The following is a 23,179-nucleotide window of genomic DNA, read 5'->3' as shown; positions in this document are numbered from 1 at the left end:
CGAGCGCTTACCCATGCAAACTCACGCGCTGCGTTACTTTCTCGAAGTCGCCCGCACAGGCTCACTGAGTCGTGCCTCGGAACGCCTGCATGTGGCCGTCTCCGCCCTGAGCCGCCAGATCGCAAAGCTCGAAGAAGACCTGGGCACACCGCTATTCGAGCGCAGGCCGCGTGGCATGGTGTTAAGCGAAGCCGGTGAGTTGCTCGCCGATCACGCGCGTCGGGTACTGCTCGACGCCGAGCGCGTGACATCGGAAATCCGGGGACTCGCAGAGGTGGGGCGCGCGACGATTCGCGTCGCCAGTGCCGAAGGGGTCGCGCGAGACTTCCTGCCGCAGGTCTTTGCACGCTTTCGAGAGGCGTACCCAGGCGCGCACTTCCTGCTCGACGTTGTCTCGCCGTTCGACGCCACCGTGCGCGTGCGCGACGGCGAGGCCGATATCGCCGTGTGTTTCAGCGTCGCGCCGGAGAAAGGAGTGCAGGTCGTTCACACACAGCCGGCGCCGATCTATGCCCTGATGGCCAAGCGGCACCCGCTCTCCAAACGACGCGACGTCGCGTTAGCCGATCTGCTGCCCTACCCGCTGGCGCTATCGAACGCCGGCGTGACCATCCGGCAGATGTTCGACCTGTGCTGCACACTCGAAGGCCTGCTGTTCGAGCCCGTGTTCGTCAGCAACTATCACGCCGCCTTGCACAGCTTCGTGCGCTCGGGAAATGCGGTCACGCTCACAGGCCTGCTCACAGTGCGCAGCCGCCTGACGCCCGAGGGACTCGTCGCCATTCCGATCCGGAACCCCGCGCTGCATCAGCGCTCACTGCAAGTGCAGACGATGGCCGGACGCACCCTGCCCGCCCCCGTCGAAGCCTTTCTCGGCCTGTTGATCGATGCCATTCGCGCGCCGGAAATTCTCGATACACCGTTGACCTCACGTGCCTGAGGCGGATGCGGGGCTTCCGAGCCGCCGCCCGCTTTTGTCATCCGTGAATCTATCGCCCATCGCACCCATCGCGCCCATCGCGGCAATAGGCAGCGAGGTGCGGCGTGCCACCTCAAATCATCTCCGTCCCATCCCCTAATTCGCCGGAGGCGGCGGCGTCGCTGCCACGGCCTGTGCCTGCGCATCGCCGTCGTCGGTGGCCATTTGCTCACGGTCGGTCAGCTGCGCAAAAATCCAAGCCGAACAACAAGTGATCAAGCCGACGCACGCGAACGTCGCACGGAACGCAGGCAGCGCCCCAACGCCCGCACTCTCCCCAAACGCACCGGTAAACGTCACCAGCAACGCCCCGCCCACCGTCAGACCAAAGCTCATCGCCAGCATTTGCACCAGTGAGAAAAGACTGTTTCCACCGCTCGCGTCATCCGGATTCAGGTCCTTCAGCGTCAGCGTGTTCATGGCCGTGAACTGAATCGAATTGATACCGCCGAGTATGCCCAACTGGATGATGAGCAACGGCACGGGATAGTGAGGAGTCACCACCGCGAAACTCGCCATCACCCCTCCGGCCAGAATCGTGTTCCATACCAGCACAGGCCGATAGCCGTAACGCATGACCAAATGGGTCGCGAGGCTCTTGGCAAAAATCCCGGTAATGGTGATCGGCAGCATCAGCAACCCCGCTTCGAACGCCGTATAACCGAGACTCACTTGCAGCAGCAGCGGCACGAGATAAGGCACCGCCGCGATGCCGATGCGCGCAAAGAGGTTGCCAAGCAACCCGACACTGAACGTATGCACCCGGAACATCGCGAGCGAGAACAGCGGCTGCGGCGTTCGATTCGCATACAACCCATAGGCCACGAAGCCGGCGAATCCCACCACCAGCAATACCAGCATGAGGGCATGCGCGCCCGCCATATCGGCGTGCCGGTCGAGTGCCAGCGACGTTGCCACCATGCCGACAGAGAGCAGCAGGTATCCCTTGATATCAAACGACGTCTGATGCGGCGCGCGCGCATTGATCAGGAAGAAGTGTGCCGCCACACAACCCGCCACGCCGACCGGCACGTTGATCAGGAACACCCAATGCCATGACGCCACCTTGACCAGCCATCCGCCCAGTGTCGGGCCGATCAGAGGACCGATCATGCCCGGCACCGCAACAAACGCGAGCGCCTGCAAGTACTGCTCACGCGGGAAGGTACGCAGCACCGCCAACCGCCCGACCGGCAGCAGCATCGCGCCGCCAAAGCCTTGCACCACGCGCCACCAGACGAGCGCATCCAGCGTGCTGGAATAGGCGCACATCGCAGAGCCGATGGAGAAGATCGTCAACGCGCTGGAAAACACCACGCGCGTGCCCAACCGGTCCGCCAGCCATCCCGACAACGGAATCGTGACGGCCATGGTCAGCGCATAGGCAATGACCACCGCCTGCATGTGCAATGGCGATTGTCCGAGATCGCGCGCCATCGCCGGCAGCGCCGTATTGACGATCGTGGAGTCCAGCGTCTGCATGAAGAAGCCGACGGACACCACAAAGAGCATCGCTTTCTGCCGCCAGGCGGCCGGATTGGGTGAAGTCATGTCGATGAGCAATGAACGGTCATGGGCGCAAGCGTCTGCCATGGATGAGGCAGCCGTCAATCCGGCAGACAACTCGCGAAATCATACCGGCGATGGCAGACGCCATGTCGCAATGCGACGTCGATTACCGATATCTAACCCTAGTGCCCGCCAAAATGCACTGCGGCGCAGTCCGAAAAATCGGATGCGCCGCCCGCTTGGCTCTGACCTTCATTGCGGGAGTCCCCTCGCTCTGAGCCTCCCGGCCAACTACACGCCCTTCACCGCATCGCGCACCTGTTCGAGCGCCGCCGGGTCCTCGAGCGTTATCAGATCGCCCGTCTCCCGGCCTTCGCAGATCGCCTGAATCGCACGCCGCAGCAGCTTGCCGGAGCGCGTCTTGGGCAGCATGGCGACGAAGAACACCCGCGCCGGGCGCGCCACCGCCCCCAACTGCTTATCCACCGTCTTCATGACATCGCCCTCCAGCGCCAGACGCGCCTCTGGCGTTGCCACCAACTCCGGTTGACGCAGCACCGCGAACGCCATCGCCACTTGCCCCTTGAGCGCATCCTGCGCGCCGATGACGGCCACTTCCGCGACCGCGGGGTGACTGGCAATGCTCTCCTCGATCTCGCGCGAGCCAAGTCGGTGACCCGCAACGTTGATGACATCGTCGGTGCGGCCAAGAATGAAGTAATAGCCGTCCTCGTCGCGCACGCCCCAATCGAAACTCGAGTACAGCATGCGGCCCGGCACCGTCTGCCAATAGGTGTTGACGAAACGCGCGTCGTCGCCCCACACGGTGCTCATGCACCCGGGCGGCAGCGGCCCTTCGATGGCCAGCACACCCTTCTGATTCGGGCCGCAGTCCTCGCCCGTCGCCTCATCCACGAGCTTCACGTCGTAGCCGTACACCGGCTTGCCCGGTGATCCGAGCTTGCCCGGCAAGACCTCGACGCCACGCGCCATGCCGAGAATCGGCCAGCCGGTCTCTGTCTGCCAGTAGTTGTCGACGACCGGCTTGCCGACGCCGTCCGTGAGCCAGCGTGCCGTCGGCTCGTCGAGCGGTTCGCCCGCGAGGAAGATCAGTCGCAGCGACGACAGGTCGTACTGTGTCAGATACGCCGGGTCCTGTTTCTTGAGCACACGGATCGCCGTCGGCGCGGTGAAGAGTTGCGTCACCTTGTACTTCTCGACGATGCGCCACCAGATCCCGCCATCAGGGCGAATCGGCGTGCCTTCGTACATCACCGTCGCAATGCCCGCGAGCAGCGGCGCATACACGATATAGCTGTGCCCGACCACCCAGCCGATGTCGGACGCGCAGAACATCGTGTCGCCGGGCTTCGCGCAGAATATGTGCTGCATCGACGACGCCAACGCGACGGCATACCCGCCGGTGTCGCGTTGTACGCCTTTCGGCTTGCCCGTCGTGCCCGACGTATAAAGGACGTAAGACGGTTCGCTCGACTCGAGCCATTCGCACGGAATCAACGCGTCGAGATGTTGCTCACGCAATGGCGCGTAGTCGACGTCGCGCCCCGCTACACGCGTCATCGGCGCCAGCCCCCGGTCAATCAGCAATACGCTCGGCGGCTTGTGCTGTGCCAGTGCGATGCCCTCGTCGAGCAACGGTTTATAGGGGACAACCTTGCCGTTACGCGATCCGGCGTCGGCCGAAACGATGACTTTCGGTTGCGCGTCGTCGATGCGCGCGGCCAGATTGACCGAAGCGAACCCGCCGAACACGACCGAATGGATCGCGCCGAGTCGCGTGCATGCGAGCATGGCAAACAACGCCTCGGGCACCATCGGCATGTAGATCAATACGCGCTCGCCGCGCGTCACACCGAGCGATTGCAGCGACGCCGCCATGCGATTGACTTCCGCGGCCAGCTCGTCATATGTATAGACGCGCTCCTGCTCGGTCTCCGTCGAGACCCAGATCAGCGCGTTTTGCGTGCCACGCGACGGCAGGTGACGATCCACGGCGTTGTGACACAGATTTGTTCTGCCACCGACGAACCAGCGGGCAAACGGCGGCTTGTCGTAGTCGAGGACCTGCGTGAAGGGCGTCTCCCAGTCGATCAGCCGGGCCTGCTCCTCCCAGAAAGCCGCACGCGAATCGGGAGTGATCGAGCGGGTGTGAAACGACGCATACGAAGTCATGGTGTCTCCTTGCCTATAGGAATGGGCTCGCGCGCTCGTCATGCCGCTCCGACGGTGCCGGAGGGAACGGAGTTGGCGCGGCGCCGGATCGGGCCGGCAGGGCCGGTGGCGTGTCGCCATCGACCGGCAATGCATTACGGTGCAATGAAATCGTCGGACACGCGTGGCGTGCCTCGCGTTCAGTGTGCGCGTTGACGCTTACGGAAGGCTTACCGGGCAGCACCCAACGGTGCGCGAAACGCTAGGGGATTACGCCGAGTCAGATGACGCAAGAGCGGCGTGTCCGAAGCCGATGTAGAGCCCGTCGAGCGATGCGGGAAACATTCGCGCCCTGTAAAACAAAACGCCCGTGAGGGCAATCCTCACGGGCGTTTTGTTCGATGCTGGCGATGCGGCGATTGCCGGCCCAGCGAAAATGGAAGGCCGGCCGCTTAGCGCTGCGCCGTCTTCGTGACCTTCGCTGGGGTCTTTGCGGCCGGCTTGGCAGCGGTCTTGGCAACCGCCTTTGCCGGGGCCTTGGCAACGGCCTTGGCAGGGGCTTTCGAAGCGACCTTGGCCGGCGCCGTCTTGCTGCTCGCCACCGCCGTTTTGGCGGTGCTGGCGGCCGGGCGACGGTCGACCACGCGAATCATCTTGCCATTCTTTCCACGCACCATGCGCGTGCGCGGGGCGTCGTCGTCGTCCTTGGCAGCCGCGGCCGCCGGTGCGGCGGAAGCCGCCATCACACGCGACGCGTCCTTGACCGGGACATGCAGTACCAGCAGTTGGCCAGACGTGAGCGTATCGCGACGCAGACGATTCCAGCTCTTGATCTGCGCCACACTCACACCGCTACGCGAGGCCACGCTCGCGAGCGTGTCGTGCTTGCGCGCACGCACCATGACCTTGCGGGTATCGGGAAGATCCGGTTCCAGGGCGAGCACCGCATTGCTGGCCACCGACGCGCTGATGTCCTGATCGATGTCGTCCGAGCGCGGCACGAGCAGGGTCGAGCCTGCCTTCAGACGCATGCGCGGTGCAATGTTGTTGACCGAGCGGATGACGGCAGCGTCGACGCCGAGCTTGTTCGCCACATCTTCCGGACGCTCACGCGAGGACGACGTGTACGTAGTCCAGCTCGAGAGCGGCTTGTCGTAGCCCTTCAGACGACGCTGGAACACCTCCGCGCTGTCGAACGGCAACAGAATTTGCGGCTGCGCAGCGCCGAGAATCACCGGCTTGCGGAACGACGGGTTCAGCGCGCGGAATTCGTCGAGCGGCAAATCGGCCAGCTTCGCCGCCAGGGCCACGTCGATGTCGCGCTTGGTGGTCACGCTGACGAAATACGGGTGATTCGGAATCTCCGGCAGCTTCACGCTATAGAGGTCGGGATGCGCAATGATGTTCTTGATCGCCTGCAGCTTCGGCACGTAATAACGTGTCTCGGTCGGCATACGCAGGCTCAGGTAATCGGTCGGCAGACCTTGCGCCTGGTTGCGGTCGATCGCGCGCTGCACGTTGCCCTCGCCCCAGTTATAGGCCGCAAGCGCCAGATGCCAGTCGCCGAACATCGCATAAAGCTTCGAGAGGTAATCGAGCGCGGCGGTCGTCGAGGCGAGCACATCGCGGCGCTCGTCCTGCCACATGTTCTGCTTCAGGTTGTACGTCTTGCCCGTGCTGGGAATGAACTGCCACATACCGGCGGCCTTGGCCGTCGACAGTGCCTGAGGGTTGTACGCGCTTTCCACGAACGGCAACAACGCCAGTTCCGTCGGCATATGACGACGATCGAGTTCTTCAACGATGTGGAACAGATACTTGTTCGACCGCTGGATCATGCGCTCGACGTATTCAGGACGCTGTGCATACCACTGCGTGCGGTCCTGTGCGAGGTCGGTATCCAGATCGGGGATGGCGAAACCGTGACGAATGCGTGACCAGAGATCGGCGTCGTCGCTGCCGTACGCCAAGTCGCCCAGCGAGTCGTTGTCCAGATCGATGGTCTGATCGCTGGAGACGCGTTGCTTGCCTTTGGCGTTCGACGCGAGAGGCGACTTGCTCTGCGCTTCGGGGGTGGAATTCGACGCACCTGTGGTCGGCGCTGTGCTGGCGCAAGCCGCTAGAAGCAGCGTCAGTAGCAAGCTAACGATAAGTCGCATTGATCGGGCTCGAATTGGGTGACATCTTCATGAAATTGGCAAGGATGGTAAGGAAACCCTTCAGATGCGTCAACCTTTCTGCCTATTTTTTTTGCAAAATTTACGCCCAAACGCCCCAAAAATAGGGGTTATCCCTAAATTCCGCCGATGCCCTTGTGGCCGATGAGACACACGAAAGTGGCGTATACGATGCCATCGAGACGACACCGAAACTTCATATCCGGGGTGATTTTGCGAGGCTGAGCAGACGTATATGAAGCTGTCAACGTCCGCCTTATGCCAGAGATCATGACGCGTCATGCTATTGACAGCATGACGCATTCACGATCAGCGGAAGGAATCTTTCCAGCCGCGCACCGTCGCGAATACCGCCTCGCGGGAGAGCGTTGCGCGGCCGGCATGGGCTTCGGCGGCCGCGACGACCGCCGGGGCGTCGCTGCGCAGGAAAGGGTTCGTCAAACGCTCCTGAGCGAGCGTGGTGGGTAACGTCGGGCGTCCGGCAGCACGAAGCGCCGTAGCCTCCCGATGCCACGCCGCGAGGGCCGCGTTATCCGGGTCGACGGCCAGCGCAAAGCGAATATTCGAGAGCGTGTATTCGTGCGCGCAATGCACGAGTGTCTCGGGCGGGAGTGCCGCAAGCGCATCGAGCGACGCGAGCATCTGCGCGGGGGTACCTTCGAACAGCCGGCCGCAACCGCACGAGAACAGCGTGTCGCCGCAGAACAGATGGGGCGCGCCTGCCACCCCGGCGCCGAGGAAGTACGCGATATGTCCCGACGTGTGACCGGGCACATCGATCACCTTGAGCGTCATGGCCGGAGACGCGATATGAACCGTCTCGCCCCCCTCGTGCGGATGATCGACACAAGCGATGGCTTCGTGAGCCGGGCCGTGCACCGGAACGTCGAAATGCTCGAGCAGCGTGTCGACACCGCCGATGTGATCAGCGTGCTTGTGTGTGATGAGAATGGCGCGCAGCGTGAGGCCGCGCGATTTCAGATAAGCGAGCACCGGCGCGGCGTCGCCCGGGTCGACGACCACGGCATCTTTGCCGTTATCGACGACCCAGAGATAATTGTCCTGGAACGCGGGAACGGGGAAGACGGTCAGTGTACCGGCCGACGGCTCACTCGCCGCATCTGCGTGCGCATCCATATATACTCGCCACCATGTCAGAACGTCCGATTATAGACTGGCCCGTCTGGCTCGTCTCACCGCCAGGCCGCTACGCGCTTGCATGGGAACAGGCCCTCTTCGATCAATGGGTCGGGGATCTGTTCGGCTATCACGCGCTGCAACTTGGCCGTCCCGAGCTGGATACGCTACGCGAAAACCGCATGCCTTATCGCGGCCTCATTCTTCCCGCCGCACGCGGCGCCGAAGCCCCACCGCTCATGACCAAGGCCGCCAGCGACACGACGGGCAGCACACCGTCGTGCGATGCCGGCCCCGCCGTCATGGTCGCCCGCGACATTCTTGTCAGCCGGTTCGACGAGTTACCCATCGCCACGGCAAGTACCGACCTTGTGGTACTGCCGCATGTGCTCGAGTTTGCCGAGAACCCTCACGACATCCTGCGCGAAGTCGAGCGCATTCTCGTTCCTGAGGGGCAGGTCATCATCACCGGCTTCAACAATCTGAGCCTGTGGGGAGCCCGCGAGGAGCTGGGCCGGCTCGCCGGTGCGCCGTTTCTGCCACCCGGGGCCGACCTCATCGCATTTACGCGCCTGAAAGACTGGCTCAAGCTCCTGTCGTTCGATATCGATCGCGGACGCTTCGGCTGCTACCGTCCGCCCCTGCGCGGCGACCACTGGCTGCAACGCTTCGAGTTCATGGAGCCGGCCGGCGATCGCTGGTGGCCGATCTTCGGCGCGCTCTATGCGGTGCGGGCGGTCAAGCGGGTGCGCGGCATGCGCTTGGTCGGCAAAGTCCGCAAGCGTATACTCGGCCTCCAGCCAGCGGCGGCACCGGTCGCCACGCCCAACACCACGCATCGCCAGTTGGCTGAAGCGACCGACGCGCCCGATTGATTGTTTGAGAGATGACCTTGCCGCAAGTTGAGATCTATACCGACGGTGCCTGCAAAGGCAATCCCGGCCCCGGCGGTTGGGGCGCCCTGCTCGTCGCGGGCAAACACCGCAAGGAAATGTTCGGTGGCGAAGCCAACACGACCAACAATCGCATGGAGCTTCTCGCCGTCATTCGCGCGCTCGAAGCCCTGAACAAACCCTGCCATGTGGTGCTCCATACCGACTCGCAGTACGTGCAAAAGGGGATCAGCGAGTGGATTCACGGCTGGAAGGCGCGCGGTTGGAAGACGGCCGCCAAGGAGCCGGTGAAGAACGCCGATCTCTGGCAGACGCTCGACGCCGTTTCGCAGAAGCACGAGATCGACTGGCGCTGGGTGAAGGGCCACGCCGGACACGAAGGCAATGAAGCTGCCGACCAGTTGGCCAATCGTGGCGTGGAAAGCCTGCGTCGCGGTTAGCACGCTGGCGACGATCCCCTGAAGCACCCTCCGCGCGTTGCGTGAGGCACTATCGCCCCAGCGCGCCAATTCCGAAAGCACACGAGACTTACCGAACATCATGCGACAACTGATCCTCGATACCGAAACCACCGGCCTGAACGCCAAGACGGGCGACCGTCTGCTGGAAATCGGTTGCGTCGAACTGGTCAATCGCCGCCTGACCGGCAACAACCTGCACTTTTACATCAACCCCGAGCGCGACAGCGACCCGGGCGCTCTGGCGGTGCACGGGCTGACCACCGAATTCCTCTCCGACAAGCCGAAGTTCGCCGAAATCGCGGAACAGTTGCGCGAGTATTGCCGTGGAGCCGAGATCATCATCCACAATGCAGCGTTCGACCTGGGCTTCCTCGATATGGAGTACGGCCGACTCGGTTGGCCGCCGTTCATGCAGCACTGCTCGGGCCTGATCGACACGCTGATGCGAGCGCGCGAGATGTTCCCCGGCCGACGCAATTCGCTCGACGCCCTTTGCGAACGTCTCGGCGTGAACAATGCACACCGTACATTGCACGGCGCATTGCTCGACGCGGAACTGCTCGCCGATGTCTACCTCGCCATGACGCGCGGTCAGGAAAGTCTTGTCATCGATGCGGACGATAGCGATGGCGGCGAGGCAGGTGCGCATCGCGAAAAGATTTCGCTGCGCCAGTTCGATCTGCCGGTCATCGCAGCCGCGACCGAAGAAATCGCGCTTCACGACGACGTGCTTAACGGTATCGACAAGGGCATGAAGGGAACGTGCGTGTGGCGCAAGGAACCGGCACCGCCCGAAGGCGATGCGCCGCCCGCCGCGTAAGCTCGTGCAGAACGAACCGAGACTTTGCGAAAATTTCGCACGAAGCCCTTCCCAAACGAAAAAAACGCCCCTATAATCGCTGTCTTTGCTGCTTGCGAGTCATCGCAAGAAACGACGTGAAGTGATCGAGAGATATCGTCACGACGGCAGCAAAAAAGAACAAAAGAAAGGTTGCAGGCTTCTGTGAAAACAGTTAAAGTTCTGCTCCTGATTGCGAAACGAAAGCTTCAGCAATCGGCACTAGATCATTGATTTAGTTAATGATTTGGGTGGTTAGCTCAGCGGTAGAGCACTGCCTTCACACGGCAGGGGTCACAGGTTCAATCCCTGTACCACCCACCAGATAAGTGGCAAGCGATTCCTATCGATGCCCACACAAAAAACCCCGGCGCCCGATGGCTTCCGGGGTTTTTTCATTAGTCCTTCGTCAAAATCCCCTCCCCCTAAACACGTGCGCTCGAATTGCCCCACACGAGCCCCCCTCATTCCCATGGCTCGCCTTCCCCCGCCCCACTCCGGCGCGTGAAATCATAGATTTTTTCTACCAAACAAAAAATCTGATCGGCATTTGCTTTTCCTCTTTGCGACGCCCGATCCCGCCATACCGAAGCCCCGCCTCATGTTGCGGGGTTTTTCACGAAGTTATGGGACCTTCAGAGCCAGTCTTATATAAGACATAAGCATTCACATTACGAAAAGGCATTTCAGTTTTGCCCCCGCCCCGTGTCACAATCAGGGAAATTTGTCTTGGCTAGCAGACTGTCACCTCAGTCAGCGGCGTTCCCCCACCTTTCCCTGCTTCTTGAATCCGAGACCAGCGATGAGTACGCAGCAACCCAGCATCATCTACACCCTGACCGACGAAGCACCGCTTCTGGCCACCGGCTCTTTCCTCCCGATCATTCGCACGTTCACGGCACCGGCGGGCGTGTCGGTCGAGACGAGCGACATTTCCGTGTCGGGCCGTATCCTCGGCGAATTCCCCGAATTCCTGACGGAAGAACAGCGCGTGCCGGATAACCTCGCTGAGCTGGGCCGTCTGACGCAAGACCCGAGCACGAACATCATCAAGCTGCCGAACATCAGCGCGTCGGTGTTCCAGTTGCAGAGCGCCATCAAGGAACTGCAATCGAAGGGCTACAAGATTCCGGATTACCCGGAAGATCCGAAGACCGACGAAGAAAAGGCCATCCAGAAGCGCTACTCGAAGTGCCTGGGTTCGGCCGTGAACCCGGTGCTGCGCGAAGGCAACTCGGATCGCCGCGCACCGCTCGCCGTCAAGAACTACGCCAAGAAGCACCCGCACAGCATGGGCGAGTGGAGCATGGCGTCGCGCACGCACGTCGCGCACATGAAGCATGGCGACTTCTACCACGGCGAAAAGTCGATGACCCTCGACCGCGCCCGTGACGTCAAGATGGAACTCGTGACCAAGAGCGGCAAGACAATCGTGCTCAAGCCGAAGGTCTCGCTGCTCGACGGCGAAATCATCGACAGCATGTTCATGAGCAAGAAAGCGCTGTGCGAGTTCTACGAAGAGCAGATGGAAGACGCGCGCAAGACCGGCGTGATGTTCTCGCTGCACGTGAAGGCCACCATGATGAAGGTCTCGCACCCGATCGTGTTCGGCCACGCCGTGAAGATCTTCTACAAGGAAGCCTTCGAAAAGCACGGCAAGCTGTTCGACGAACTGGGCGTGAACGTCAACAACGGTCTCGTCAATCTGTACGAAAAGATCGAATCGCTGCCCAGCTCGAAGCGTGAAGAGATCATCCGCGATCTGCACGCCTGCCACGAGCACCGCCCGGAACTGGCGATGGTCGACTCGGCCAAGGGCATCTCGAACCTGCACGCACCGAACGACGTGATCGTCGACGCCTCGATGCCAGCCATGATCCGCATCGGCGGCAAGATGTGGGGCGCCGATGGCCGTCCGAAAGACACGAAGGCTGTGATCCCGGAAAGCACGTTCGCTCGCATTTATCAGGAAATCATCAACTTCTGCAAGACGAATGGCGCGTTCGATCCGACCACGATGGGTACGGTGCCGAACGTGGGCCTGATGGCGCAGAAGGCAGAAGAATACGGCTCGCACGACAAGACGTTCGAAATCGCCGAAGACGGCGTGGCGAACATCGTCGACATCGCTACGGGCGAAGTGCTGCTCTCGCAGAACGTGGAAGCCGGCGACATCTGGCGTATGTGCCAGGTCAAGGACGCCCCGATCCGCGACTGGGTGAAGCTCGCTGTGAATCGCGTGCGCAACTCGGGCATGCCGGCCGTGTTCTGGCTCGACCCGTATCGTCCGCACGAAGCCGAACTGATCAAGAAGGTCGAAACCTACCTGAAGGATTACGACACCAATGGCCTCGACATCCAGATCATGTCGCAAGTGCGCGCCATGCGTTACACGCTTGAGCGCGTGATCCGCGGTCTGGACACCATCTCGGTGACCGGCAACATTCTGCGCGATTATCTGACCGACCTGTTCCCGATCATGGAACTGGGCACCAGCGCCAAGATGCTGTCGATCGTGCCGCTGATGGCAGGTGGCGGCATGTACGAAACGGGTGCCGGCGGTTCGGCGCCGAAGCACGTCAAGCAATTGGTGGAAGAGAACCACCTGCGCTGGGACTCGCTGGGCGAATTCCTGGCATTGGCCGTCTCGCTGGAAGACCTGGGCATCAAGACGGGCAACCAACGTGCCAAGATCCTCGCCAAGACGCTGGACGCTGCGACCGGCAAGCTGCTCGACAACAACAAGAATCCGTCGCCGAAGACCGGCGAGCTGGACAACCGTGGCAGCCAGTTCTATCTGGCGATGTACTGGGCGCAGGAACTGGCCGCGCAAACGGACGACGCCGATCTGGCCAAGACCTTCGCACCGCTGGCCAAGCAACTGACCGAGAACGAGAAGACCATCGTGGGCGAACTCGCCGACGTGCAAGGCAAGTCGACGGACATCGGCGGCTACTACAAGCCGGACTTCGAGAAGCTCGAACAGGTCATGCGCCCGAGCAAGACGTTCAACGCCGCGCTGGAAAGCGTCGCGAAGGCGTAAGGCATCGGGAAAACGTTCGACGAGGTTTGTCGAACGCCGGGCGGTCTGCGAGGATCGCCCGGTAGCACCTAATAAAAAAGCTGGCATATGCCAGCTTTTTTATTGGCTTCAAGTCGATGATGCGAGCGCGGACAATGCCGCCTCTCGCCCCATCAGACCGTGGATCAATCAGCGATTGACCTGCGCCTTCGATTGCGTGAGCGCCAGCAAGGCGCCAACAGCAAGCGCCGCCGACACGCAGTACATGCCCGCGTTGGTGCTTTGCGTCACGTCCTTGAGCCAGCCGATCACGAACGGGCTCACGAAGCCTGCGAGGTTGCCGATCGAATTGATCATGCCGATGGCCGCTGCCGCCGAACCGCCAACGAGCAACGCGCTCGGGTAGGTCCAGAAGACGGGCATCGTGGCAAGCATGCCTGCCGTGCCGACCGAAAGGGCGACCATCGCGAGCGGCACGTTGTTACCCCACACCGTGCTCAGGTACAGTCCCACGGCGCCGGCAAACGACACCACGGCAAAGTGCCAGCGACGCTCACGCGTGCGGTCCGAGCTACGCGCGACACCAATCATGCTGACCACGGCACAGGCGTAAGGAATAGCGGTGAGCAGGCCAACGTCGAGCGCGCTCTTCACACCGCTGGCCTTGATGAGCGTCGGCAGGTAGAAGCCGATGCCATACAGGCCCATCATGCAGCAGAAGTAGATCGCGGCCATGAGCCACACACGGCCGTTCGAGAACACCGAGGCGACCGATTGCTCGGCCTTGCCTGCGCTGTCCTGAGCAATGTTGTGCTCGAGAATCGCCTTCTCGTCTTCCGACAGCCAGGACGCTGCGCGAATGCCGTTCGGCAGATACATCAGCGTCACCACACCCAGAATTACCGACGGAATGGCTTCGATGAAGAACAGCCATTGCCATGCGGCCCAACCGCCAACGCCATTGAACGCCGCGAGAATCCAGCCCGAGAGCGGCCCGCCGAACACGCCCGCGATGGGAATGCCAATCATGAAGAGGGCGTTCATGCGGCCACGTCGTTGCGCCGGGAACCAGTACGTCAGATACAGCACGATGCCGGGGAAGAAACCCGCCTCGGCCACGCCGAGGAAGAAGCGCACGAGATAGAACTGTGTCGGCGTCTTCACGAGCAGCGTAGCGGCGGAGAGGACCGCCCACGAGATCATGATGCGCGCGATCCAGCGACGCGCACCGACCTTGTGCATGATGATGTTGCTCGGCACCTCGAAGAAGAAGTAGCCGATGAAGAAGATCCCGGCGCCCAGACCGTAGACGGTCTCGCTGAACTGGAGGTCGTTCAGCATTTGCAGCTTGGCAAAGCCGACATTCACGCGGTCAAGATAGGCCGCGACGTAACACAGGAAAAGGAACGGCAACAAACGCCAGGTCGCTTTTGCATAGGCTTGCGCCTCGATCTCGCGCGTATGCGCGTTGGGTTTGACACCGCTAGCGATAGTACTCATGGTCTCCACTTCGAAGCTTGGCTGCGCTTTTGTCCGCTGACACAGCCAGAATCACGACTGCAACGCTGCCTCTGGACCACTCGCACCGATCACGCTGCCTTACCTACTCGACGGCTCTGACAGACCTCACGATTCTCGCTGTACGAGAACCGATTACGCGGAGTCCGGAAGCATTGTCTCCGGACGTCGCTCCCGGCCAGTCAGCCGTTGCGCGACGTTTCTCACCCTGCCATCCCCTTTCGTTATTGGGAGGCCGACCGGATTGTAAACCATAGGACACCGCTTCATTTCGAACGCTTCCTCGATCGTGGGTTGTCGTCTGAATTCGCGGCTGACGAGAATGTCGCGTCGATGCGACGCTCCGCGTGAACTGACACACCACGACGTTGCGCTGGACGTCAACTTCGAAACGCCACGCGTGACGGTGCGACCGGCGGCTGACAAGCGTATTGCTAGCGGGATACGTCCGAAAAGCTATCGGAAATTCAGGGTTGAAGCCCCTGACACGCGCGCCGGATAGCGCGTAATCTTGGATCTTTCCGACTGCATTCGGCGTTGCCTTGCCGTGCTCGTCGCGAGAGCGACCGCATCCATCGCCAGCCCTTCCCTCGATCCCTTCTCCGAACCCCTATTGCCATGACATCACCCGCACCTCTCCCCCTTCCCGCGCCGGCGACGGTTTCGTTGGTGAGCGTCTTTCCGGCGGCCGCGCAAGGCGGCAATCCGGCCCCCATCGTGCTCGACGCCGATGCCATGACAGCTGACGACATGCGTGCCGTTGCGGCGCACTACGGGCATGAAAGTGCGTTCGTCATGGCCCCGGAGCACGCGGGCAACGCCTGGCGCTTTCGTTTCTTCGTCCCGAATCACGAGATGGAGATGTGCGGTCACGCCACGCTGGGCGCGTTGTGGGTATTGCGCCGTGCCGGACGATGGGATGGCAGTCCCGTCACGATCGAGACGCTCAGCGGGCAAGTCGAAGGCCGGCTTGCGGCAGACGGCGAGCACATCGAGGTGAGCCAGCCGTCCGGGCGGACCGAACCGGTCATCGATGCGAGCGCCATCGCAGCGATTTGTGCAGCACTGCGGATTTCGCCCGACGACATCGCCCTCGAAGGTATCTGTCATGCAGCGACCAGCCGTGTGAAGACGCTGGTGCCGTTGCGCAGCGTCGACCAGTTGCAGGCGTTGACGCCCGACTTCACCACAATGCTCGCCACGTGCGACGCCATCGGGTCCACGGGCCTCTACCCTTGCGCCCGCGAAGACGTTGGCGACGGACGCGCCCTGCCGGTATTGCAGGCGCGTCAGTTTCCGCGCGCATCCGGCTATCCGGAAGATGCGGCAACCGGTATAGCCGCCGCCGCTCTGCTCTACGGTGCGCGCCGCTATGGCTGGCTTGCGCCCGGCGAGCGCGGCGTCGTGGTGCGTCAGGGGGTGGCGATGGGGCGCCCCTCCGCCATCACCGTGACGCTACGCGATCCGCTCGACGCCGCCAAGGGCTGCTGGATCAGCGGTGACGTGCACGCAATATGACGACCACCATCACCCCGAGCACGGCGGCCACGGCACCGCACAGGAACACCGCGCGATAGCCGAACGGATTGGCCACGGCCCCGGCCAGCGGGCCGGTCAGCAGAATGGCGACGTCCTGAAACGCGGCATACGTGCCGAGGCTGGTGCCACGACTCGCGGCAGGGGCGCGCTTGACCACTTCGATGCCCAGCGAGGGGAAGATCAGCGACGCCCCTGCCCCGGCAAGCGCCGTGCCGAGCAATGCCAGCCATGCGACTGGCGCTTGCCAGACGAGCAGCAGTCCGAGCGCCTCGACCGCCAGCGAGATCTGGGCGACGCGCAGATTGCCGAAGCGCTCGGGCCAGCGTCCGCCGATCAGGCGCATCAGCACGAACGCCAAACCGAATGCCGACAGTGCGATGGCGGCCCCCGACCAGCGCGACGCGTCGAAGTACAGCACCACGAACGCACCGACAACGGCGAAGCCCACACCTTGCAGCGCGAGCGCGAGGCCCGGCAGGAACACGATGCGCAGCACCTGCGAGTACGGCAGCGCGCCGCCGGCGTGGTGTGCGGGGGCGACACCCGGAATGCGCGTGATCACCGCCCAGCCAGCCAACGGCAGCAGGCAGATCGCCACGGCGACGCCCACGAGCGCAGTGCTGCCAAAAAGGGCTAATCCCAGCGGTGCCCCCACGGCAAAACCGCCGAACACCGCAGCCCCTGTCCACGACATGACACGCCCGGATTGTGCCGCGCCGAGGCTGCCGATGGCCCACGTCAGCGTGCCGGTAATGCAAAGGCTTTCGCCCACTCCGAGCAACAACCGGGCGAGCGTCAACACACCGAGTCGCGGTGCGGGTGCGAAGGTCACAAGACTGGTGGCGAGCAGCGCGATGCCGGACAGGCCGACGAATAGCAAACCGCGCTGAAGGGCAACGCGCGCACCACGCTGGTCGGCGGTACGTCCCGCGAACTTGCGTGTGAGCACGGTAGCGAGCGACTGGATACCCACGGCGAAGCCGACAATGACGTTGTGATATCCGAGCGTGTCGTGCACGAACAAGGGCACGACGGAGAGCGACATACCGATGGTCAGGCAGGCCAGAAAAACGTTGAGAGAGAAGCGCACCAGCAACGCCGTGGCGTTGGCAGGCACGGCGGCCGCTTGGGGGGCCGCAGACTTGGCTGATTCAGCCCGTGCAGCGGAAGACGACGACATGCGAGAGGACTCCATGGGGTGCCGGCGAACGTCAGGCTTGCGACGTCGAACGTCAGGCGTCAGACGCGAACCGGCGAAAACAAACGACCGCGACAAAGGCGTCGGTGCCAACAGGCGGTACAGGCAGATCGGGGGAGAAGGCGCTTGTGGCGCGTAGAGAACCGGGGAATAGCGCTGAATGGGCAGCCCGGCGGTTCACTCACGAACGCACGCCCCTCGACCGACGAGCCGGAAGGACCGGCCGCTGTCGCGGAGAATGCGTTGGTTCACGTGAACGCTTACGTGGCATCGGCACAGAACATTGCCGCGTACCAAAAATCAGTTTGCATTCTAGCGACGCCCCTGACGTAACGCAAGGTGCGTTCACGCAGTGTGGCGACGCCGCAAATTTGAGGTCAATCGATCGGATCGGTGCCTTTGGCGCGATGGGTGCTGGCCTTGATCGTCTGTTGAAGCGCGCGGCGCAGTGCGCTGTAGCGGCGCAACGCTTCTTCCATGATGGAGATGCGCACTGTTCCTGCGGCACCATCGGCCAGCAGTTTGGCTTTGAGTCCGCCATAGGCGGCCTCCATGGCGGAGGCGTGCGTGGCGAGCGAGTCGCCGCCGTCGGCGGGCAGCGTATCGCTTTCGACATGATCGAGGAGCGCGGTCGACTCCCGCACGAAGGCGGTGTAGACGTCGGCGTGTCCTGTCGCAGTACCGGTCTGGTCGTGCAGCGCGGCGGCGGCAATCGCCTGTTCGGCGGCACTGTCGTAGTAACGCAGGGTACGAAGGGTATCGGCGAGCGCTTCTGCGGAGGCCGCTTCGATCGCGGCCCGACTCATGCGCTCGGCGAACGTCTGACACACGCTGCTCAGCCGGGTGACGGACGCGTGTTCCTGCGCCAGCACCCCGGCACTCATCCCGGTCAGTGCACCTCGCACCATATGGCGGCTCATCACACCCAGCCGTTCGACCTCGCGCTTGAGGGCATCCACGGCCAGTTGTGGCACTTGCAGCACGTTGTCGTCAAGAAACTGCGGGGCGCCCTCGTCTTCCTCGCGGGTACGAAAGCGGCGTTGCAACCAATGCAGGAGCGGCGTAGCGAGCGGAATCATCAACAGTACGCCAAGCACGTTGAACGTCGTATGAAAGATCGCGAGCTTGATGGCCGGGTCCGTGGCGTAGCCCATCCACGACATGCCGGCAGTGATGGCGCGAATCATCCAAGGCAGCAGCAACAATGCCACCAACGCGGCCACGACATTGAAGGCGACGTGTGCCATCGCGGCGCGCCGGGCGTTGGGCGTTGCCCCGATCGCGGCGATGACGGCGGTCACGGTGGTTCCAACGTTCGCGCCGATGACAACGGCCGCCGCCCCCTGCGCGCTCAGCAGGCCGTTCTGCGCGGCGGTCAGCGTGATGGCCATCGCAGCGGCGGACGACTGCACGATACAGGTGAGGATGAAGCCGACGACCACTTGCAGCAGCACGTCGAGCGGCCCGTCGCCGTCAGGCATGCGGATCATGCCGGCCATGTCGATGAATGCCGACTGGAGCAGCGAAATACCGAAGAAGAGCAGACCGAAGCCGGCCAGCGCGTTACCGATGGCGCCGCGTCGAGAACCTGAGCCCGTCAGCCGCAGCGCCACACCGGTCGCGATCATCGGCAGCGCAAAGGCATCGATATTGAATTTCAGACCGATGACGGCGACGATCCACCCCATCATGGTCGAGCCGAGGTTGGAGCCGAACATCAGCCAGAGAGCGCCGCCGAGTTTGAGCAGACCGGCGTTGACGAAGCCGATCGTGGCGATGGTGACGACCGAGGACGATTGGGTGATGGCGGTGACCAGCACGCCGGAGGCGAAGGCTTGCCAGCGGGTACGGGTCGCACCGGCCAGAATGCGCTCGAGCGCCGGGCCTGCGGCGAGCTTGAGGCCATCGGTCATCATCGCCATACCGATGAGGAAGATACCGACGCCGCCGGCCAGAATGCTGACCGCCTTGACGATTTCGCCCATGCAACGCGTTCCTGTGTACGAACTGCTGGATCTATCGGAGGGGTACGCCGGCCGGTGCTCTGAACCTTAGCCGTCTGCGCGCAACAGGCCCCAGCATAACCGGTAAAGCTCGTCTTCGAATTCCGGAGTGCCAAGCAACGGGGAGTCTTCGAGCGCGGCGGAGCGAAGCGTCCCCATGACAGCGCGCGTGAGCACGAAAACCGTGGCGGCGGTGGGCGGACGCATCTCGGGCGCATCGCGCCGCGACATGGCAACGGCAATATGTTCGGCCGCCTCGCGCATGGCCTGCATGATGTTCTCGTGGTGATCGAGTTGCCACGCCATTTTGATGAGCGAGCGCTTCACGCGCCCGCCCGCACCGAACGCTTCGATGAGCACCCGAAGCCGCTCACGAATGACCCGCTCGGGATCGGCGCCTTCTTCGGCGGCGCGCGCGATGCGCTCGTTGAGTTCGTCCATCACGCGGCGGCGTTCGCGCGCGATCATCGCCAGCAGAATCGCTTCTTTGGTCGGGAAGTACTGGTAAAGCGTGCCGATGGAAAAACCGGCCTTCCTGGCAATGCGGTTGGTGGTGAGCGCCGCCTCCCCTTCTTCGTCGAGAACCTGAGCAGTGGCCTCGAAAATCGTCTCGACGGTGTGCTGCGCGCGTGCCTGCATCGGCCGCTTTCGCATGGCAGACGGGGCGTTCGGGGGAGTGGGCGGCTTGGATGCGGACATATCGAAAAACCTGAGCGGGAAGCGAGTTGCGGCAAGACGCCTGGAAAATGAATAATGCTCACATTTACGACGAAACTCAAGTGACGCCGATCACGTGGCGCTTGTGCATTTCCCGGCGCCGCGAATTCGTCATTACCGCCAGAGAGGCAAGACACCATGAGCAACGACCTTTCCGCCCTGACCGTGCGCAAGCTGACTGTCGATCTGGCCAATGGCTTCGAGCGTCATTGGCATAGCGGCGATGCGTACCGCACGATGTACTACAACGCTCTGTCGATGAGCTTTCCCGTTGGCGAGCAGTCGTTCATCGACTCGGTACGCGACACGATGGATTGTCTGCCCGACGACGCCCGCTACGACAAGCTGCGTGCCGACATCGCACAGTTCATTGGCCAGGAAGCGACGCATCGTCATCTGCATGGCCAGTACAACGCGCAATTGGCGAAGCAAGGACTGGTCAATCATTGGGAGCACTGGGCGACGAGGCGCATTCAATGGGCTCGCCGCCGCAAGCTCTCGCCGATGTACATGCTCGCCGTGACCGCGGCTTACGAGCACTGCACTGCGGTATTCGGCGACGGCGCACTTCGGTACGACCGTTGGCTCGCGAAGGCTGAGCCGAAGATGCGCCTGATGTGGCGCTGGCACGCGGCTGAAGAAACGGAGCACAAGGCAGTGGCGTTCGATTTGTATCGCGCGCTAGGTGGCAGCGAGCGTCAGCGCATCCTCACCTATCTCTACGTGCTCATCATGTTCGCGCTGGAGAGTCACGCGCAGACGATCAACAACCTCTGGCACGATCGCACGCTCTTCAAGCCACGGACATGGTGGGGTTTCACCACCATGTTTTTCGGTCGCGATGGCGTTGTGTGGCGCAGCACCGGGCCGATGCTCAAGTACCTCGCGCCCTCGTTTCATCCGAACCGCCACGGAGATCCGACGCTCGCCGAAAACTGGCTCGAGGCACATCACGCTAGTTGGCGCGCGGTTCGTTGACGCGTTTTGCGGACCGCTGACGGCTGACGAGCACTCACCGTCAGTGGTCGGCCGCCGGGCCAGCCCCCGTTTTCGTCGCTCCACGACATTCGCTTTGGAAAACGGGGACTGGCCCGACGGCTCGAAACTCCCCCCTCGTATCGTCGCAACCCATCCCCCTCCCCACCTCGCCCCTCCCGCCCACCTCCATCTTCACGACGACACCCCCTCATCCAACGCCCAGGCTCTCGCCAACCGTCCCCACGTGCTTCGCAACAGATGGGGCCCGGTCGTCGAGAGCCTCGATACCCCCCAAGCACTTCATTACGCCCGGTTCACGAGTGTCATCTGGAAAGACGCAAGACGCCGGCATCCCAACGGTGGTGCAACGCTGTCGGTAGGCATGGCGCTTGTGGACTGGGCGGTTGAGGCACTGGTGGGATGTCGAGGGTCTCGTCGCTCGGGCCCCATCTGTTGCGAAGCACGTGGGGACGGGCGACGAGACCCTTCGCGTTGGATCAGGGGGTGTCGTCGTGATAGCCGAGGTGAGCGATTGTGCTGGCGGGCGTAGCGGGGAAGGTTGCATCGGATTGGAGGTATGGAGATGGCCGTCGGTGGGGTCCCCGTTTTCCAAAGCGAATTTCGTGGAGCGACGAAAACGGGGACCCCGCCGATGGCAGACCGCAAACCGCGTGCAATAGGTCAACCGCCAGTGTTAACCCGAAAATTGTGCCGTCAACAACGGAATACCGAGTATCAGAACCAGGTGATATATCCCATGAGGCAACTTGATAATAATGATCACGCCTCAAAGCAGCACCGATACCCGCGCTAAGCGAAGTCAGTGTGTCAATGACTCAGGCGTGCCCCTTGCACTCTTCGGTGAATAAGAGAAGTTCAGAGGCACGCACAAACTAAAACGAGACGGAGACACATACATGAGCAAGGCAGCAGGTTGGCTGCGGGGCGCGCTCGCCCTCGCGGTTTGCGGCGCGGCGGGCGTCGCCCAAGCGCAATCCAACGTATCGCTCTACGGTCAGGTCGATGCCTGGGTGGGTGCCGCGAAAGCACCGGGCGGCGAACGCGCATGGACGCAAGGCGGTGGCGGGATGTCCACCTCCTACTGGGGCATGAAGGGTTCGGAGGATCTCGGCGACGGACTCAAGGCGATCTTCACGCTCGAGGACTTCTTCCTGCCACAGAGCGGACGTTACGGCCGCTTTACCGGCGACAGCTTCTTCTCACGCAATGCCTACGTCGGGTTGCAATCGAACACGCTCGGCACGGTCACGATGGGGCGTCTCACGACGTCTTATTTCGTCTCGACGATTCTCTTCAACCCGTTCGTCGATTCTTATACGTTCAGCCCGATGGTCTATCACACGTTCCTCGGCCTGGCCGGTCAGGGGATCGTCGGTGATTCCGGTTGGAACAACGCCGTGATGTACGCCACGCCGGACTATAAGGGGCTCGGCGCCAGCTTCTCGTATGCGTTCGGCAACAAGGCCGGCGAAATGGGCCAGAACAAGTGGAGCGCCGCCGCGATGTATTTCCACGGCCCGCTCGCCGCCACGCTTGCGTATCAGCAGGTGAAGTTCGATTCGACGCCCGACGATCAGGCCGGCATCACCGGATTCCGAAATCAGCAGGCCCTGCAAGCGGGTCTGACGTACGATTTTCAGGTGGTCAAACTCTACGGCCAGTATCAGTACATCAAGAACACCATCACTGGCGGCAATCTGACGTCGAACGGCGGTCAGTTGGGTGTCTCGGTGCCGCTCGGCGGGGGCAGCGTGATGGCATCGTTCGCCTATACGAAGAATTCGGGCATGAACGACACGAGCCGCAACACCTGGGCGCTCGGCTACGATTACAACCTCTCCAAGCGTACCGATCTCTACGTGGCCTACCTGAACGACAAGGTTTCCGGGCTCGAAGCCGGGAATACTTTCGGGGTGGGCATGCGCACCAAGTTCTGACAAACTCCGCTGCACGGGTTCGCGCGCAGTACAATGCGCGCGCCCCCGCTGCACACGGACAACGGCATAACAAAGTCACA

At 62.4% G+C, this 23,179-nt stretch carries 16 protein-coding genes and 1 tRNA gene; 9 read left to right on the top strand and 8 right to left on the bottom strand.

The annotated features are described in order from the left end of the window. Positions 1-13: 13 nt before the first annotated feature. Complete coding sequence (locus PI93_RS11410; protein WP_039375875.1) at positions 14-940, top strand: LysR family transcriptional regulator; 927 nt, start codon at positions 14-16, stop codon at positions 938-940. A 135-nt stretch (positions 941-1,075) separates the two neighbouring features. Here PI93_RS11410 and mdtD read toward each other — a convergent pair whose 3' ends face one another. The 4 genes from mdtD to gloB all read right to left on the bottom strand — a co-directional run bounded on the left by mdtD (position 1,076) and on the right by gloB (position 7,974). Further along, positions 1,076-2,530: a multidrug transporter subunit MdtD gene (gene mdtD / locus PI93_RS11405; protein ID WP_080759523.1), complete on the bottom strand. Its 1,455-nt coding sequence runs from the start codon at positions 2,528-2,530 to the stop codon at positions 1,076-1,078. 249 nt (positions 2,531-2,779) lie between these two features. Continuing rightward, positions 2,780-4,681, bottom strand: coding sequence for a propionate--CoA ligase (locus PI93_RS11400; protein WP_039375876.1), 1,902 nt, complete (start codon positions 4,679-4,681; stop codon positions 2,780-2,782). Between the two features lie 431 nt (positions 4,682-5,112). Then, entirely contained in the window at positions 5,113-6,819 is a 1,707-nt protein-coding gene (locus tag PI93_RS11395) for a transglycosylase SLT domain-containing protein (protein WP_039367930.1), read from the bottom strand. Between the two features lie 327 nt (positions 6,820-7,146). After that, the gene (gene gloB, locus PI93_RS11390) at positions 7,147-7,974 is read right to left on the bottom strand and encodes a hydroxyacylglutathione hydrolase (RefSeq protein ID WP_052240511.1); all 828 of its coding nucleotides are present in this window, start codon (positions 7,972-7,974) and stop codon (positions 7,147-7,149) included. A gap of 14 nt (positions 7,975-7,988) precedes the next feature. On the opposite strand from gloB, the gene PI93_RS11385 reads away from it, so the two are divergent. The 5 genes from PI93_RS11385 (at position 7,989) to PI93_RS11365 (ending at position 13,209) form a co-directional block, all read left to right on the top strand. Beyond that, a complete protein-coding gene (locus PI93_RS11385; RefSeq protein ID WP_039367933.1) occupies positions 7,989-8,849 on the top strand; it encodes a methyltransferase domain-containing protein in 861 nt (286 codons plus the stop codon). Between the two features lie 11 nt (positions 8,850-8,860). After that, positions 8,861-9,307 carry a ribonuclease HI gene (gene rnhA, locus PI93_RS11380; protein WP_039367935.1) on the top strand — a complete coding sequence of 149 codons (447 nt, stop codon included), beginning with the start codon at positions 8,861-8,863 and terminating at the stop codon, positions 9,305-9,307. 100 nt (positions 9,308-9,407) lie between these two features. After that, the gene (dnaQ, locus tag PI93_RS11375) at positions 9,408-10,148 is read left to right on the top strand and encodes a DNA polymerase III subunit epsilon (protein WP_039367938.1); all 741 of its coding nucleotides are present in this window, start codon (positions 9,408-9,410) and stop codon (positions 10,146-10,148) included. 267 nt (positions 10,149-10,415) lie between these two features. Then, positions 10,416-10,490 (top strand) — tRNA-Val (locus PI93_RS11370). A gap of 478 nt (positions 10,491-10,968) precedes the next feature. Next, a complete protein-coding gene (locus tag PI93_RS11365) occupies positions 10,969-13,209 on the top strand; it encodes an NADP-dependent isocitrate dehydrogenase (protein WP_039367941.1) in 2,241 nt (746 codons plus the stop codon). 168 nt (positions 13,210-13,377) lie between these two features. Here PI93_RS11365 and PI93_RS11360 read toward each other — a convergent pair whose 3' ends face one another. Then, positions 13,378-14,688, bottom strand: coding sequence for an MFS transporter (locus tag PI93_RS11360; RefSeq protein ID WP_039367944.1), 1,311 nt, complete (start codon positions 14,686-14,688; stop codon positions 13,378-13,380). Between the two features lie 687 nt (positions 14,689-15,375). Here PI93_RS11360 and PI93_RS11355 point away from each other — a divergent pair. Continuing rightward, positions 15,376-16,224 (top strand): PhzF family phenazine biosynthesis protein, encoded by an 849-nt coding sequence (locus PI93_RS11355; protein WP_236105598.1) that lies wholly within the window; start codon positions 15,376-15,378, stop codon positions 16,222-16,224. On the opposite strand, the gene PI93_RS11350 is transcribed toward PI93_RS11355, so the two are convergent. The 3 genes from PI93_RS11350 to PI93_RS11340 all read right to left on the bottom strand — a co-directional run bounded on the left by PI93_RS11350 (position 16,199) and on the right by PI93_RS11340 (position 20,145). Beyond that, positions 16,199-17,425, bottom strand: coding sequence for an arabinose transporter (locus tag PI93_RS11350; protein WP_080759088.1), 1,227 nt, complete (start codon positions 17,423-17,425; stop codon positions 16,199-16,201). The genes PI93_RS11355 and PI93_RS11350 overlap by 26 nt on opposite strands. 395 nt (positions 17,426-17,820) lie before the next feature. After that, on the bottom strand, positions 17,821-19,428 hold the full coding sequence (locus PI93_RS11345) for a Na/Pi cotransporter family protein (protein ID WP_039368137.1): 1,608 nt from the start codon (positions 19,426-19,428) through the stop codon (positions 17,821-17,823). Between the two features lie 66 nt (positions 19,429-19,494). Beyond that, positions 19,495-20,145 carry a TetR/AcrR family transcriptional regulator gene (locus PI93_RS11340; RefSeq protein ID WP_224786327.1) on the bottom strand — a complete coding sequence of 217 codons (651 nt, stop codon included), beginning with the start codon at positions 20,143-20,145 and terminating at the stop codon, positions 19,495-19,497. 156 nt (positions 20,146-20,301) lie between these two features. Here PI93_RS11340 and PI93_RS11335 point away from each other — a divergent pair, with 156 nt between their 5' ends. Together PI93_RS11335 and PI93_RS11330 are read left to right on the top strand one after the other, a co-directional pair. Further along, positions 20,302-21,141, top strand: a complete 840-nt coding sequence (locus PI93_RS11335; protein ID WP_039367953.1) for a metal-dependent hydrolase — start codon at positions 20,302-20,304, stop codon at positions 21,139-21,141. Between the two features lie 917 nt (positions 21,142-22,058). Continuing rightward, positions 22,059-23,099 (top strand): porin, encoded by a 1,041-nt coding sequence (locus PI93_RS11330; RefSeq protein WP_039367955.1) that lies wholly within the window; start codon positions 22,059-22,061, stop codon positions 23,097-23,099. Positions 23,100-23,179: the final 80 nt, after the last annotated feature.

It is taken from the genome of Pandoraea fibrosis, from assembly GCF_000807775.2.
Taxonomy (GTDB): domain Bacteria; phylum Pseudomonadota; class Gammaproteobacteria; order Burkholderiales; family Burkholderiaceae; genus Pandoraea; species Pandoraea fibrosis.
The sequence above is the reverse complement of the archived record's forward strand: the minus strand, read 5'-3'. Positions and strand labels throughout refer to the sequence as shown.

Coding starts and splice junctions, on each gene's coding strand:
- PI93_RS11330 (WP_039367955.1), top strand. CDS start 22,059: ATGAGCAAGGCAGCAGGTTGGCTGCGGGGCGCGCTCGCCCTCGCGGTT.
- PI93_RS11410 (WP_039375875.1), top strand. CDS start 14: ATGCAAACTCACGCGCTGCGTTACTTTCTCGAAGTCGCCCGCACAGGC.
- PI93_RS11400 (WP_039375876.1), bottom strand. CDS start 4,681: ATGACTTCGTATGCGTCGTTTCACACCCGCTCGATCACTCCCGATTCG.
- PI93_RS11340 (WP_224786327.1), bottom strand. CDS start 20,145: ATGTCCGCATCCAAGCCGCCCACTCCCCCGAACGCCCCGTCTGCCATG.
- PI93_RS11365 (WP_039367941.1), top strand. CDS start 10,969: ATGAGTACGCAGCAACCCAGCATCATCTACACCCTGACCGACGAAGCA.
- mdtD (WP_080759523.1), bottom strand. CDS start 2,530: ATGACTTCACCCAATCCGGCCGCCTGGCGGCAGAAAGCGATGCTCTTT.
- rnhA (WP_039367935.1), top strand. CDS start 8,861: ATGACCTTGCCGCAAGTTGAGATCTATACCGACGGTGCCTGCAAAGGC.
- PI93_RS11345 (WP_039368137.1), bottom strand. CDS start 19,428: ATGGGCGAAATCGTCAAGGCGGTCAGCATTCTGGCCGGCGGCGTCGGT.
- PI93_RS11350 (WP_080759088.1), bottom strand. CDS start 17,425: ATGTCGTCGTCTTCCGCTGCACGGGCTGAATCAGCCAAGTCTGCGGCC.
- dnaQ (WP_039367938.1), top strand. CDS start 9,408: ATGCGACAACTGATCCTCGATACCGAAACCACCGGCCTGAACGCCAAG.
- PI93_RS11395 (WP_039367930.1), bottom strand. CDS start 6,819: ATGCGACTTATCGTTAGCTTGCTACTGACGCTGCTTCTAGCGGCTTGC.
- PI93_RS11335 (WP_039367953.1), top strand. CDS start 20,302: ATGAGCAACGACCTTTCCGCCCTGACCGTGCGCAAGCTGACTGTCGAT.
- gloB (WP_052240511.1), bottom strand. CDS start 7,974: ATGGATGCGCACGCAGATGCGGCGAGTGAGCCGTCGGCCGGTACACTG.
- PI93_RS11385 (WP_039367933.1), top strand. CDS start 7,989: ATGTCAGAACGTCCGATTATAGACTGGCCCGTCTGGCTCGTCTCACCG.
- PI93_RS11360 (WP_039367944.1), bottom strand. CDS start 14,688: ATGAGTACTATCGCTAGCGGTGTCAAACCCAACGCGCATACGCGCGAG.